The following is a 14723-nucleotide window of genomic DNA, read 5'->3' as shown; positions in this document are numbered from 1 at the left end:
TTTTCGATAGCAAATATGGATCGTTATGTCCTCTTCTTTGTGGGGCGCTGTCCAATCTAAAATAGACCTTTGAAGGATGCGGAAGGGAACATAGAGTTTCTAGCTAGCTCGTGGTGCTAGCACATGCAAGTTCGATGTACTTATCGTCGATGCTTGCTGTTCGTCCGCTGTCTAAGGCCTTGTAGGACACAATGTCCCTAAGCTTGAGTTCTTTTTGTTCCCGCTGCTACAACAAAGTTTGTGACTGTCTTTTCCATAAGTTTTGTAACTATTTATCCACTAGGATCGGGTCACTTGTTGTATGTTTTTTCGTCCCAATGAAAACGCACAGGACTCACCGTCTGGTGAAATCGTCCGTCGTTGTGGAGAGCTCTCTTCCGTCGAGGTTCCAGAGGTTGCAGAATCAGCGGATTAACTTATCAAGATAGTCATGAATGCAAGCGGGGTGCGTAGTACAAACTTTGAAGATGGTGGATTGTCTTTGACTACTGCATGGCGGCGTGTGGAACCCTGACGAGGTGCAGAAAGAGTAGTTTCGCTCTTCCAGAGATGAAAGTAGTGGGGCAGCAATGAGTAACACGAGCCTTTGGAACTAGATAACTTAACGGGTACTTTCGTAGGACGACATGAGCTACTAGCGGTAGCGGACTCTTTGAAATCATCAAGCGCATAGAACTGAAATCTTTGCTCCTTTAAGACGGTTTTCGCCAAGAATCGGCTCTAATTTCGGAACCGCATGACGATGAGAGCAACTCTAGGAGACAGTGTGGTCGATACGATGAAGAGAGATTGCGTCAGAGCTAGTTGTTGGTATTGCTACTCCCGATTGAGCATCGCGGAATCGAAAAGGGGAGTAGTATGCAGAATGCAGGTAGGGGCTCCGGTTTCTATCTGCGCTCCAGTAGATTAATGCAGTATGAACTCTCGATGGGGAGGGTGCCGGATGACTGTTAGTTCAACACCTATGTTGTCGTTTAAAAAATGCGATATGCACGTTCATTCAAGTTCGTGCTATAGCAGAGACTACACGCGTTCTGATTTTACTTCGAGACTCCTCCAAAGTGACCTCGATGTCGTTGCGATAACGGACCATAATGTCGTTGACGTTGATTTGCTGCGCGAGATTAAAAACAAGATGGCGGAATTAGGCAAGTATGTATTTGGCGGTGTGGAGCTTAATATCCACCTGAAAGACGAAACAATTCAACGGCATGGCCTAACAATCGGGAAGGGAAACAAAGGGAAATATTTCCATGCCATTGTCTGGTTTGATGTAAAAAAGGCGCAGGCGATCGCTGAAATTGTCCATCAGCTTTTCTCTAAGAAACTTCAGGATCAAGGACGTGCGGAGCGACCTCAGGAGCTGGGTGTAAAGGCGTTCTCACGTAGGACGGCCGGAGTATCGATCGCTCTCGAGGACTTCCAAGAGGCGGCAACGGGAATCCCTTATATTTTTGTGCCACATGAAAATAAAGATCGGAGCCTTTCTGATTACTTGCCTAACACAGCAGATGATCAAGGTCCGTTGTTACAAAACCAAGAGTACAAAGACAAATTGTTCTACTTTGCGCATGCATCAGCGATCGAAGGCGGTGAAAAGAGCCGAAAACAAATCACAGGGTGGTTAGCAAAAGAAAAGAACGTAACTGTATCAGCATTTCTGTTCAGTGACGCTAAGAGACTCGATGAGATCGGAAAAAAGTTTACCTGGATTGACTTTGATGGTGATTGGGATTCGCTAGTGCTTGCAATGAGTGATCCTGAAAGCCGTATTGTAACCTCGGATCGACAAGACAAGCACCCCCAGAAAAATATTGCAAACTACCTAGAATCAATTTCGTTTTCACTTAAGTCAAGAGATGGGCAAAATGCTGACAGGCCTGTCGTGCTGCAATTTTCCCCCGGGTATAACGGAATAGTTGGTTCTCGTGGCAGCGGAAAATCAATGCTAGCGAGTCTCTTAGTATCGGATGGTCTCGAAAAATACAAAACATTAGTAGATATTGAGAGCGTGCGCTATCGGCTTCGCGACGGAGAAAGCTCGAAAGATCGACCGAGCTGTCTTTACCTTGGGCAGGGGGCATTAGAATCAATATTCACAAAAGGTGAATATGATAGTATTCCGTTCCTGAAAACGAGAATCGATGCGTTGAGGGATGAAGAAGAAGATTCGCGTCGGTCTGCAAAAAATAATCTTAATGAGCTGCTTACTCTGGAAGAAAGGCTCCTGATCGTTTTTTCGGAAAAGTATGAATGTAGCGTGATATCGCTCGATCATCTTGATTCGCGGGTTCCATCCGAAATTCTGATTGCAGAGCCGCAAATTCCATTCTCGATTGAAAGCTATATTGAGGGACTTAAAAAACGTTGGAAGCAAGTCGCTGGCAGTTTGAACGAAGCTGAAAAACATCTCAGATCCTCGGTGTCCAAGTGTTGTTCAGTTGAAGACGAAGATCTCCTGGAGGCTCTAACGCGCAGAGAGAATAGTATTTGTAACGCTTTTTCAGAAGTTGACATAATGATTCGTGATTACATTAGCTCTCTCGATAGAATTCGTTCGGAGTGGTTTTCTCAGCGCCGAGAGCTTCTGACGGAGTATTTCAATTACATTGATGAATTCAATAGTCATAATGGATCAAATGCTGCATCACAATATGAAGATAAGGATAAAAAGCTTTTTTCATTCTATAGTGATTTACTAACTTTGCGTATCATGCTTAAGGAACTGCATCGTGCTGCTATTCAGGAATATGGTAGGGCCTATTGTGCGGGAAAAGAATTGGACTATCAGAGTGGAAGTAATGTAATTCAGATCAGTTTGCGACCTAATGATGATCTCTCTTTTGAAGATGTGTATAGTAGCCTGTTTTCAAGGTCTTCCCTTCCAGATGATGGTTCATTGATTTATGCCTATCTGTCTGCAAGCGATGCTTCTAAAATGCACAAGGTCTTCAACGGTATTAAGTTTAAATCATGCAGAGATGAGAATGTAAAGACTCACTTCCAAAAGTTTTTTAAGCTTCTGCGCCAGCAGCTTAATGAGTTGGCTGATCTGAATCCTTGTGTTGCGATTGACGGTGATCTGGTCGACACTATGTCCCCAGGGATGAAGGCGCAGGCATTACTAAAGCTATTTCTTAATGATGAGCTTTGTAAGGGAAAATGGGTATACATTGTTCTTGATCAGCCTGAGGATAATCTTGATGTTAAAACGATTAAAGACTTTCTCGTGTCGAGGTTAAAGCAGCTAAAAATTTCGGTTCAATTTTTTGTCGTGAGTCATTCTGCTCCTGTAGTCGTCAATGGTGACGCAAGGACTATAGTGACCTGCAGGAATGAAAATCAGGAAATCTTGTATGAAATTAGCTCGTTAGGGAACTCTTCTGGAAAGCGATTTATATCCGATATTTTGGATGGAGGTGAGCTCTATTTAAAGATGAGGCTTAATAAGTATAATTTCAGATTAGAAGATTTGGATACAGATAACTAGACCTTAGTGATGTGCTTAATTTTGGGGAGCTTTAATGATTAAAATGTCTGATGGTAATGTGATATTAGAGGTTGAAAAGGCGGCCTTTGATTTGTCGAATTCTTCGTCGTATTCTGAATTTTTGTTATGGATTACCAATCCGGACCCTGGCGTAGTTATAAGGTCGGATTCTTTCGTCGTCGAAGAGAGCCTGACGGGTGAGGTTCGTGAGAAGGCTCAGCGGTATGCTGATTTTTTGTCGGAGTTCGTAGAGAGACGTCGAGTGAAACTTGAGGAGTTCAAAAGCCAGCTGCCTTTCGATGAGCGGCGACGTCAGATTCAAGATTTCATTAGTGAGCTCGAGGGTTAAGTTTTGAAGCGCAGCTTCATTGCGTAATTTTTTGACTTGCTAGCCGGTGAATCTCCTATTGGCTCTTTGATCAAAGGTCCCGTTCGTGAGCAGAGTGTCTTCATAATGGCATTGCATCTGCTTGTTTTCGCGATCTTTCCTAGTTGATATGCGACGTTGGCATGGAGTGGGCCCGCATCTTCGGGTTTATGGGACTGGCTACGTATTATCGATGCTTGGGTTGGCAAGAACGTAGATGGTGTAAATGCGTGCTTATCGCTCAGTTTTTCTATGTATAAATCTGTGCCGTTCTCGAAGAACTGTTTGTCACTGCTCTTTCCGTAATTCCATGCAAACTCCGATTTTGGCGGGTCTTTCTCAAGAAAAACGAAGAAAGTCTGCTTTAGTTTCGGGCTGAGGCCCCAAACACCTCCGCCGCATTCTCCCAATTCACGCCATCGGCCCCGCGCCACCAGTTCAAGGGGTAGGACAGGCTCTGCCTGAGGTCCCCGGTGTCGCGCTCATGCGGGGGAGTGAATGAATGTAGAAAACCGGGGTGCCCTGGCGCATCTAAAATCCCGCAGATTCCTAGAGTCTCAACGATCCCAACGGCCTCGGCCTGGTTGCAGGGAAGCAACTTCGCGGTGCGGATAGCGGTTGCCAAGGCTGCACCGCTGGCCTCGTCCTCCATGGAATCAGCTAGCTGCAAGATCGACCGTAAAATCTCCACATCGGCATCACTCGCAGCCCGCCGCTCCACCGGCGCGAACTGCTCCAAGTAAAAGATCGGCTTCCCGATCGTTCCCCAGATGCCGCCGCCCCTGTGTTTCACCCAGTTAAAGAAGGTGCCCGTCAGCTTTCCCGGAACCTCCTGAATCCGGCCTCGATCAAAAGAAAACCAACTGCGGGCATACACATAGGACGCCAAAATATAGCGGTAATCCACCTCGCGCGAGGACAAACTATATAAGAACGCCTGCGCTGCATCCTCTAAAGACACAGCCTCAAAGCATCGTTCCAGGACATCAAGCGCCTGATCGAGAGTAATCGGGTGATCCTCAACAACCACCCCCATCTTCCGGGCATAAGCAAGCTCCTCAGCACTCACCGAATGCTTCTTCCGATCGTCCATCAAGCGATTCAGAATCTGAACAGCCTTCTTATCCACGCTTGCCCGCCCTTTGAAGTGCCTGGAGTGCTAAAACTCTAGAACCCCAAAAGCCTTCGATAAATCGCCTCGTCCTCATCCGAGAACACATCAAACACAACGACCATGGGGGACTGGGTCGCAGTGAGCCACTGATTGACCACATCCACCGCGACCTCGGCAGCATCCTGCTTCGGGTAGCCAAAAACGCCCGTCGAAATACAACAGAACGCAAGCGAGTCCATCCCGCTTTCCTGCGCCAAATCCAGGCAATTCAGGTACGAGCTCATCAGCTCGAAACGGTACATGTCAGCACTCTCGCCAGCTGGCACAATCGGCCCGACCGTGTGAATGACGCGCTGCGAGGGCAAGTTATACGCCCCCGTAATCTTCGCCCGGCCTGTCGGCTCCTCGTGCCCCTGCTCCTCCATGAGCTGGGCGCACTCCAAACGCAACTGGACGCCGGCGAAAGTATGAATCGCATTATCAATGCACGCATGCCCAGGCACCCAACACCCCAGCATCTTTGAGTTCGCTGCGTTCACAATCGCATCCGCCGCGAGCCTCGTAATGTCACCCTGCCACAGGCGAATATTGGGGTGCAGGGGCGCGACCTCGGCCTCGTCAATGGAAATAACGCCATCCCCGGCAATCAACTCACTGAGCAACTGATCCTGCAAAGCCAGCCACTGCGGCGAGGCGGGCATGGGCGGGCGCGTATTGACCTGCGCGCGGAACTGCTCCCACATCTCATCGACACTCGTCGGTGCGGGCACCTCCATCCCGCGTTCCTCGCACAGTCCTGCAATCAGTGGGGTTAACAGCTCAAGTTTCCGACTGGGCCACATCAGCATTCCTTTCCCAAAAACGAGGGGTGACAACAGTGTAGTTCCGCTGCAGTGATAGGTTAACGCTGTTTGCGCAGTATGTACGCGACCCCGGATAACGCATGGGTTTTACCCTCTGCAGCCATCAGTATCGCCCGATTACCGCCAGTGGCGGTATAAATTGGCGGTAATCAATCTGCAGTGGGGTCAGTAAGCTCCTTGCAGACTCGTTCGCGCGTGTCACTCGTACACTGCTATTGCAACATTGAGCGTGAAATTGGCGCTTATTCCTCGGCAGAGAAGGAGTCCGACAATGAGGTACGCCAAGATGGTGGTGTTGAAGGGCGGGGTGGAACTCCTGGTGAGGAATGCCGTTGCCTCGGATGCTCGCGTTCTGCGCGAGGCGACGCAACGCACGCATGCGGAAACTGACTATTTACTGTCCTATCCGGACGAGCAGAGCGCCGACGATGAACAAGAGGCCCGCTCCCTGGAAGAAACAGAACGCAGTGGCAATGAGGTTGAACTCGTTGCCGTGATCGACGGGCGCATCGTTGGAAGTGCGGGAGTTTCAGCAGTGCGCAGTAGGCGCAAGGTTGTGCACCGGGCGCGTTTTGGGATCAGCATCCTCAAGGAGTACTGGGGGATGGGGATTGGGCGGATGCTGATGGACGCGAGCCTTGACTGTGCTCGGCAGGCGGGCTACACCCAGCTTGAGCTCGAAGTGGTGGCGGACAACGAACGGGCGGTGTCCCTTTACCGTCGCGCAGGGTTCGAGGAATACGGGCGCAACCCTCGGGGCTATCGGTCCGCGTCTGCGGGCTACCAAGAACTCGTGTACATGAGGCTGGAGCTGTAGCGCTACAAGGGCGGCTAGCCCTCGGGGGCTAAAAGACCATGCTTCCGGGCGTACCCTTAAACCGTGAAAATCCTTGTCGTCCCCATGCTGGCCCGCTCGCAGATGGGTGGTCCGTGGTCGCGCGCGCAGCAGATCGCCCGTGCTTTCCTCAGCCGTGGCCACGAGGTCACGCTCGCATGGGGAAACGACGGGAACTGCGTCGATCCGGTCGCCTCGACATTTGAAATTCCCGTTCCTTCGCCCCTTGGTCTTCCCGAGGCCATCGCTCGTTACACCTTTCCGCTGGCTTCGCGCTTGGGATTGATGGGGCGCAAGCCCGTTCGTAGTTTCGAAGAAGTGCTGTGGTTAACGGGGTCTTTGGATTATCGCTACAGCCGAGTGGTCGTTGATAAGCTCCGTGAATTCATGTGCAGCTGGCGCCCCGACGTCGTCTACTCGGAATTCAACTTGGCCGCGGTGATCGCCGCTCGCGCCGAAGGAATTCCCTGTGTGGGCAGCGGCTCGCAGCCGACGACCCTCTCTTACGCCTCAACCCCTCGAAAATCAGTGGGAATTCGACGCCTGCTACGCGAGATGGGCATGCCCGCCCCGGCCTCGTCGCTGACGATCCTCGAGGGGGTGCGGCGCCGCTTCATCCCGAGCTGTCCGACCCTGGAACCGCGGGCAGGGGAGCGGGCGATCTACTGCGGTTTTCTTGGCGAGATGTCGACGGTGGATAGTCACAGAGCCGATCGCGATTGCGCGGTCGTCTACCTAGGCTCGGGCAGTGTTCCCGAGGGAGTTGCCGTGCGAGTTGGCCGCCAGCTCTCGAGCGCGCTTGGCTGCGACGTCTACGTCGCAGGTGTGCCCGAGGCTGTACAAGTTGTCGGGGGCCATGAGGTGACCTGCGCGCCTCGCCTCAACTTTGGCGAGCTCCTCCCTCACGCCCGTGTCATGGTCCATCACGGCGGGCAAAACTCGATGATGGACGCGCTGGCTTATGAAGTCCCACAAGTCGTCGTGCCCGGGCGTGTTTTCGAGCGCCAATTCAACGCCGAGGCCGTCGAGCGTACGCGCTGTGGCCTGAGCGTTCGCGCCCCCAAGCCCGCTCTTATTGCCGAGGCCGCGCTGCGCCTCGTCGATGAGCCTGCCCTGACCTCGGGGATCCGAGGGGTGCGCGATGAACTGTCGGAATTGGGCGGAACTGAGCGGATTGTCCGCGAGCTCGAGAAATTACTCGATGCGCGCCCCGTGAATGACTGATCCAGGCATCTTGAGCCAGGGGATTGCGCTATTCCGGCCTCATTGGCATCGTTTGGAGCCATTGACACAAGTTGGAGCTTTGAACGAGCGATTTTTGGGGTATGCGATGCGTCCAAGTGGTGTCAATCGCGCCTAGTGGTGTCGATCTCGCCGGGTGGTGCCAATCGCGCCGGGTGGTGTCGATCTGGTCTACTGGCGGCAATTCCACCTATAAACAACGATCCGGCCTAACAGTTTCCATCCTTCCCAGTAGCGCCGGGTGAGTGGACGCAGGGCCTGTGCATCCTCCGGACTCAATGCGGTCCGAAAAACTGAGGGAAAGGCCCTACTGGCGCGGGAAAAGTAGCGGCAGAGCGTGGCTGAGTTGGCGCGAAACCGAGGCAAGGGAGTGTGTCCCGTCCTCATCGATCCACACTTGCAGGCTCTGGGGAGTCATCAGCGTCGGATACTCGTGGTAAAACTCATCGAGCTGCGGACTCATGTCGTCGAGCGCTGGATCGTCTGAACCAACGCTGGCGATAATGTGGAAATCCTGCGGTCCCATGTCGCGGCTGCGCACTCCTTGAGTGACTTCGTCGGCAATTTCGGGTAGGGGAGCGTCATGATCGCGGCCAATCCATGACTCCCCGGCCATTGGCATATAACCGTAGAAATAATCCGGGTTCAGGGCGAAAACATCCCAGGCCGTAATCCCGCCCATGGAAAAACCGCCGAAAGCGCGGTGCATACGGCTAGCTTTTAAGGATTCATCTGAGGTGTCGCCGTCCGCGTAGGTCGAGTAACGCGACTCGACTGTGTCAATTAGAGTGTCGATCTCACTGGTCGCAAAGAAGCGATTGAGCTGATAATCCGTTTCAAAATCGTCATTCACGAAAGAACGATCAGGGTAATACGTCGCAAAAACAACGATCGTCGGGGAGAGTTCACCACTGCGCTCTAGGTCATCAATCGCCGGCGAGACCTCGTCGGCCATCTCCTCCGCGCTACTCGTCCACCCGTGAGTCAGGTACACGATATTGGCCGGCACCCCCTGTACGTATGTCGCAGGAACGTACACCAGCGCCTGCTTCTTATAGGTCACTCCCTGGTATTCCTGCTGATAATCCACGGTGTCGATCCGCCCGTGCAGGGGAATCGGATTCTCCGAGGCCGCAGGAATGATCACCGTTGTGCCGTCCGCCTTCTCGTGGTGGGTAACTGCGGGCGAGGGAGTCGAGGCGCGATAGGCCTCGTATCCTGCTGCACTGACCAAGCCGCTTGCTGCCACTAAGATGCCCACGGCAAGCGCGATTGTTCGCCTGCGGTCGCGAGGCCGTAGCTGGCGCGCCGGCACTTCCGTGGTTTTGGGGGTGGGTGAGGTCGGAGTGCTCATTGATAAAGTTCCGTGTAGTTCGTGCGTATTGACCTCATATAGTTAATTTTAGGTCCGCGGCTGTGGCGGTGCGAATGGGCCTTCGCTACAGGCGGATAGGATTGAGTCACCAACTGGACAAAGGAGTTGCCATGATTGCTGTCACGACCCCAACCCTTGAAGGTGCGCCTATTAAGCGTTACTACGGAATTGTTTCGGGAGAGACGTTCGCGGGTGTGAATCTCTTTAAAGATATTAGTGCAGGCTTGTCGAACCTCTTTGGAGGGCGGGCCTCGAACTATGAAGAGGAACTCTTCGAGGCCTCACAAACTGCTATCAACGAGATGTGCCAGCGCGCGCAGGCGATGGGTGCGAACGCGGTAGTCGGCGTGCATGTCGACTACTTCACCGCCGGATCTGACAACGGAATGCTCGCAGCAATCGCCACGGGCACCGCTGTTGAGGTCTGAAACCTTCTGGCGTTTTTCTGACACTTTGTCGCTGCGAGGTGCGGGCGTGCGGTCCTACACTTGCCATGTTGCCCGCGAAGGAGGACTCACAGTGCCAGGATTGGAACCCTACGACGCAATTATGCTGCTGTCCTATGGTGGCCCCAACGGCATGGAGGATGTCCTCCCGTTCATGCGCAACGCAACGCGAGGCCGTGGAATCCCCGACGAACGTCTTCTTCAAGTCTCGAAACACTATGAGCGTTTCGGTGGCGTTTCGCCCATTAACGCCTGTAATCAGCGCCTGATTGCTGACTTATCCGCAGAGCTCTCGCGTCGTGGATATGACATCCCTGTCGGCTGGGGAAACCGCAACTGGCATCCCTTTGTCGCCGAGGGCCTGGACGAACTTGCCCAAGCCGGCGCGCGACGCATCCTTGTGCTGCCGACATCCGCCTATGCCTCGTATTCGGGGTGCCGTCAGTACCGCGAAGACCTTGCCGAGGCCGCGCGTTCCAAAAGCGAAAAGTGGGGGAGTATCCTCCTTGGTGCAGAGGACAGTGCGGACAACCCGAACGCCGAGATCATTGTGGATAAAGTGCGCCCCTACTATTCGACTCCCGGTATGGCCAGTGCTGAAATTGCCTCGATCCGTCGCGCGTGGTCGGCCTTGGTTGAGGGCGGAGCTGATCCCGCTGGGATTCGACTGGTTTTCGTCACCCACTCCATCCCCATGAGCATGGAAGACGGGTCCTCTCCCTTCTCCTTCCCTTCTACCGTTTCTTCTTCCCCTGATTCCGAGGCCGGTGGCGCTGAGCTTGAAGGCGAAGAAACCTCATCCCTGGGCACCCCTGCTTCCGAAATTAGTTACGTTGCCCAGCACCATGCGCTCATTCAGGCGATCATGCCGGAAGTGCGTCGAGTCTTGGGGCGCGAAGATTTGGGGTACGACCTAGCGTTTTGTTCGCGCTCGGGTCCGCCGCAGGCGCGCTGGCTGGAGCCCGACATCAACGATTTCCTGCGCGAACTGATCGCCCCGGAAGGCCAGAGCGCAGCGGAAGGAAACGAGGCCTCGGGAAGTGGAAAGCCCAGCGGCGTAGTCGTCGTCCCTATCGGCTTTATCTGCGACCACATGGAGGTTGTCTACGACCTGGACACCGAGGCGAAGGAAACCGCCGCGGAACTTGGACTTGCGTACAAGCGCGCCGAAACAATCTCGACGGACCCCGCGTTTGTCTCTTCGCTGGTGGATGTGCTGGAAGAACGCGCAGCCCAAGCGCGAGGTGAAAATCCTTTCCGCATGACCGTCACAGGCATGGGACCTTTCCACACGGTGTGTCCGCCGGATTGCTGCTTGGCGCCGGCTCGGCCTGCGCATTCCCACCACTTTGACCAAGCGGGCGATCAGCGCGCAAGCTTGCATGCCCCACTTTCTTCCGACGGCCCTGCTCGAGTCGCCGGCCAATCCGCCATACAACAGGAGGAATCAATGGCGTTCTTGAACCGTCATGCGGAACAACCCGCTGAAAACACCGAACACTCCGGTCACGTAGAGGCTGCGCCCGAACACGAGGCTTCGCCCGAACACGTTGCCGAGCATGCTCCGCACCACCATGCAGCACACTCCTACGTTCCCGACCCGCGCGATCGGACCGATATTGACTTAGATGAGGTCAACGGCAAGCAGCACTACGCACTGTATTCCGTGTTTGCATTGGGTGAGTTCTTGCCAGCAGACGACAGCGAGCGCGCCCAGATTGTTGCTGAATCCCTGGATTACGTGAAGAGCGCGGGCGCGCAAATCCGCGGTTTCTATGACGTGTCGGGCTTCCGCGCCGAGGCAGATCTGATGGTGTGGTGGCTTGATGATGACCCCGAGGTCCTGCAGGACGCCTACCATCGCCTGCGCGCCAGCGCGCTCGGCAAGTTCCTGGATCCCGTGTGGTCCTGCATGGGCCTGCACACCCCCGCAGAGTTCAACAGGCGCCATATTCCCGCCTGCTTTGGCGGCGTCGCGCCGCGTGACTGGGCGATGGTTTACCCCTTCGTGCGTTCCTACGACTGGTACTTGAAGGCCCCCGAAGAGCGCTCGCGGATCATGGCCGAGCACGGGCGCAACGGCTTCTCGCAGTATCCGGACGTCAAGGGCTCGACCCTGTCAGCTTTTGGTTTCTCTGACTACGAGTGGGTTTTGGCTTTCGAGGCCGATTCGCTGGACCGCCTTGAGGGGGTCATGCATGCCCAGCGCTACACCGAGGCTCGCTTGTATGTTCGCGAGGATACCCCCTTCTTCACGGGTCCCCGCGTGAGCCTGCAGGAGTGGACGCAGCGCCAGCCGAGGGCATAATCTGCACTGCTTGAGGAGGTGATCGTGGCTCTTCCCGAAGGCCTCGTTGCCTGTGAAGATGGTCGTGTCCGCCCGTGCTGGGCGGCCACTGACCCGCTCTTGCGTGGCTACTACGACACCGAGTGGGGGAAACCGGTTACCTCCGAGCAGGGCGTTTTCGAACGCCTCGTCCTTGAGAGTTTCCAATCCGGCCTCTCGTGGTCGACGATCCTCAAGAAACGGCAGGCCTTTCGCGACGCCTTCGCTTCCTTCATTCCCGAGGCCGTTGCGTCCTTCACCGACAAAGATCGTGAGCGTTTAATGCGCGACGCGGGCATCGTGCGAAATGGGCGGAAGATCAACGCGGCCATCACCAACGCGCGGGCAGTCATCGCGCTTCGTGGTGCTCTAGCTGCCGAAGCGGATGCACACCGTGCGGGGCGGATGGAGGATGCGCCGCTCGCGGGGTTGCTTCGGCCTGGGCAATCCTACCCACGACACTTGGGTGAACTTGTCTGGCTTTACCAACCCAGCCAGCAGCCTCGGCCCGAAAATGCGGGGGAGGTGCCCGCACAGACCGAAGAATCCCGCGCTCTCTCACTCGGGCTTAAACGCCGAGGCTTCGTCTTCGTTGGCCCGGTTACCGCATTGGCCCTGATGGGCGCGATAGGGATTGTCAACACTGACATCTTGGGAACGTGGAAGCGGCCGTCGAATGAATGAACCAAGCTTTGTTGAGGTTGCTGCGGCTGAATAGAAACGGGTCTAGAGTGAAAATATGACTCCAGAGATTACTGATCCGAAGTTCAAAGCAATCGCAGAGGAAATCCGGAAGGACCCGGAAAACGCCTCATACACAAAGCGCGGGATCGATCCGTTGTTTTACGCGGGCCCCGAGTGTCGGATCATGATCATCGGTCAAGCTCCCGGCCGAGTCGCTGAAGAAACTGGAATTGTCTGGAACGACCGCAGTGGTGACCGTCTGCGCGATTGGATGGGAATCGACCGCGATACCTTCTACAACTCTGGGAAACTAGCCATTGTCCCCATGGACTTCTACTTCCCGGGCACCGGGAAGAGCGGCGATCTGCCTCCGCGTAAGGACTTCGCGGATAAGTGGCACCCGCGCCTGCTCGATCTCATGCCCGATCTGAAGCTCACTATTCTGGTTGGCTCCTACGCAACAAAGCGCTATCTGCAGCTCAAATCTTCGGCCTCGCTCACGCAGGTCGTCAAGGACTACCGCGACTACCTGCCGGAGTATTTCCCGCTGGTGCACCCATCGCCTCGTAACCAAATTTGGATGAAGAAGAACCCCTGGTTTGACCAGACTGTCATTCCGGATCTGCAAGAGCTTGTCGCGCAGATCATGAGGTAGTTTTTCTGCGAATTTTGTATCCGCTAAGGGCGGTCTCTGTTAGCGAATACCCAATTTATAGTTCGCTTGGCACTGATGAGAGCGCTGTTCATGCGTGCTATTCCTAAGGTAAAAAGCGTGCAATAATTGTGCAATGACCAGTGAAGCTGTAATCCCGAACTTCTCCAGTGACTATCAAGAAGGGGCGCACCAAAAAGTATTGGATGCCTTGGTTGCCACCAATATGGAGCAATCCAGTGGTTACGGTACCGACGAGCACTGCGAGCGCGCACGCGACCTGATCCGTAAGGCCTGTGACGCGCCAAATGCGGACGTTCACTTCCTAGTCGGCGGGACCCAAACAAACGCCACTGTCATCGATGCGATCCTCCTGCCCTGGCAGGGCGTTATCGCTCCCCACACCGGACACATCAACATGCACGAGGCTGGCATTGTTGAACGCGGTGGTCACAAGATCCTTGATATCCCCGCGAAAGACGGAAAAATCACTGCGGCCGATGTTAAGCGCATTTATTCAGCGTGGGAAGGCGACGGTGCACGCGACCACATGATCGCCCCCGCATTGGTCTATATCTCGCAGCCCACCGAATACGGAACGCTGTATTCGCTCAAAGAACTGGAAGAACTCTTTGCTGCATGCCACGAGCACGGCCTCAAGCTTTTCGTTGATGGTGCACGTTTGGCCTATGCCCTGACCTCGCCGGCAAATGATGTCTCAATGGCTGACTTGGCACGACTATCCGATGTTTTCTACATCGGCGGTACCAAGTGCGGCACACTTTTTGGCGAGGCCGTGGTGATCCCAGATGGCGGCTCGATCCGCCAATTCGTCACGCAGATGAAGCAGCATGGAGCTTTGCTCGCTAAAGGTCGGCTTTTGGGTGTTCAGTTCGAGGCCCTGTTTGAGGATGACCTGTATTCGAAGATTGGTCAGCCGGGAGTTGAATCAACGCGGCGAATCCGCGAAGCCCTGATCCGTGCGGGATACGTTGTCACTATGGATTCTCCGACGAACCTCACTTTCGTCGCCCTTGATCAGGCAGGACACGAGCGTTTGTCGCGAAAGGTCCGCTATGGCATTTGGGAGACGCTGCCCGATGGCCGCCTGCTCGCACGTTTCTGTACGTCGTGGGGAACCCCTGAAGAAGACGTCAAGGCATTCGAGGCCGCGCTGGCCTAATAGTCGCCGCAGCCCTAGGCGCTTCCTCCGTATGAGGCTGCGCTCCGCATGAAGCTGCGCTCCGCACCGCTCCCTCCACATGAAGCTGCGCTCCGCACCGCTCCCTCCACATGAAGCTGCGCTCCGCACCGCTCCCTCCACATGAA

General features: G+C 54.5%; 12 protein-coding genes. 9 read left to right on the top strand and 3 right to left on the bottom strand.

The annotated features are described in order from the left end of the window. The first annotated feature begins 943 nt into the window (after positions 1-943). Complete coding sequence (locus KHW85_RS07485; protein ID WP_291459419.1) at positions 944-3490, top strand: hypothetical protein; 2547 nt, start codon at positions 944-946, stop codon at positions 3488-3490. A 34-nt stretch (positions 3491-3524) separates the two neighbouring features. Continuing rightward, positions 3525-3839, top strand: a complete 315-nt coding sequence (locus KHW85_RS07480) for a hypothetical protein (RefSeq protein WP_178703894.1) — start codon at positions 3525-3527, stop codon at positions 3837-3839. 382 nt (positions 3840-4221) lie between these two features. Here the strand turns inward: KHW85_RS07480 and KHW85_RS07475 are convergent, their stop codons facing one another. Both KHW85_RS07475 and KHW85_RS07470 read right to left on the bottom strand, forming a co-directional pair. Next, positions 4222-4986, bottom strand: coding sequence for a hypothetical protein (locus tag KHW85_RS07475; RefSeq protein WP_178703891.1), 765 nt, complete (start codon positions 4984-4986; stop codon positions 4222-4224). A gap of 38 nt (positions 4987-5024) precedes the next feature. Then, positions 5025-5813 carry a protein-ADP-ribose hydrolase gene (locus tag KHW85_RS07470; protein WP_291459418.1) on the bottom strand — a complete coding sequence of 263 codons (789 nt, stop codon included), beginning with the start codon at positions 5811-5813 and terminating at the stop codon, positions 5025-5027. 292 nt (positions 5814-6105) lie between these two features. Between KHW85_RS07470 and KHW85_RS07465 the strand changes: the two genes are divergently transcribed. Beyond that, a complete protein-coding gene (locus KHW85_RS07465) occupies positions 6106-6651 on the top strand; it encodes a GNAT family N-acetyltransferase (protein WP_178703885.1) in 546 nt (181 codons plus the stop codon). Positions 6652-6735: 84 nt separating this feature from the next. After that, the gene (locus KHW85_RS07460; RefSeq protein WP_291459438.1) at positions 6736-7893 is read left to right on the top strand and encodes a nucleotide disphospho-sugar-binding domain-containing protein; all 1158 of its coding nucleotides are present in this window, start codon (positions 6736-6738) and stop codon (positions 7891-7893) included. 325 nt (positions 7894-8218) lie between these two features. Here the strand turns inward: KHW85_RS07460 and KHW85_RS07455 are convergent, their stop codons facing one another. Continuing rightward, entirely contained in the window at positions 8219-9265 is a 1047-nt protein-coding gene (locus KHW85_RS07455; RefSeq protein ID WP_291459417.1) for an alpha/beta hydrolase-fold protein, read from the bottom strand. 131 nt (positions 9266-9396) lie between these two features. Between KHW85_RS07455 and KHW85_RS07450 the strand changes: the two genes are divergently transcribed. The 5 genes from KHW85_RS07450 to KHW85_RS07430 all read left to right on the top strand — a co-directional run bounded on the left by KHW85_RS07450 (position 9397) and on the right by KHW85_RS07430 (position 14577). Then, positions 9397-9714, top strand: a complete 318-nt coding sequence (locus KHW85_RS07450) for a heavy metal-binding domain-containing protein (RefSeq protein WP_178703880.1) — start codon at positions 9397-9399, stop codon at positions 9712-9714. Between the two features lie 91 nt (positions 9715-9805). Beyond that, positions 9806-12040 carry a hydrogen peroxide-dependent heme synthase gene (gene hemQ / locus KHW85_RS07445; protein WP_291459416.1) on the top strand — a complete coding sequence of 745 codons (2235 nt, stop codon included), beginning with the start codon at positions 9806-9808 and terminating at the stop codon, positions 12038-12040. A gap of 24 nt (positions 12041-12064) precedes the next feature. Further along, complete coding sequence (locus tag KHW85_RS07440; RefSeq protein ID WP_291459415.1) at positions 12065-12742, top strand: DNA-3-methyladenine glycosylase I; 678 nt, start codon at positions 12065-12067, stop codon at positions 12740-12742. Positions 12743-12797: 55 nt separating this feature from the next. Continuing rightward, positions 12798-13397 carry a uracil-DNA glycosylase family protein gene (locus KHW85_RS07435; protein WP_291459414.1) on the top strand — a complete coding sequence of 200 codons (600 nt, stop codon included), beginning with the start codon at positions 12798-12800 and terminating at the stop codon, positions 13395-13397. 133 nt (positions 13398-13530) lie between these two features. Continuing rightward, complete coding sequence (locus tag KHW85_RS07430; protein WP_291459413.1) at positions 13531-14577, top strand: aminotransferase class I/II-fold pyridoxal phosphate-dependent enzyme; 1047 nt, start codon at positions 13531-13533, stop codon at positions 14575-14577. Positions 14578-14723: the final 146 nt, after the last annotated feature.

It is taken from the genome of Actinomyces sp. oral taxon 181 (assembly GCF_018370895.1).
Classification (GTDB): Bacteria; Actinomycetota; Actinomycetes; order Actinomycetales; family Actinomycetaceae; genus Pauljensenia.
Note: the sequence above shows the minus strand (reverse complement) of the source record. Positions and strands in the feature narration are given on the sequence as shown.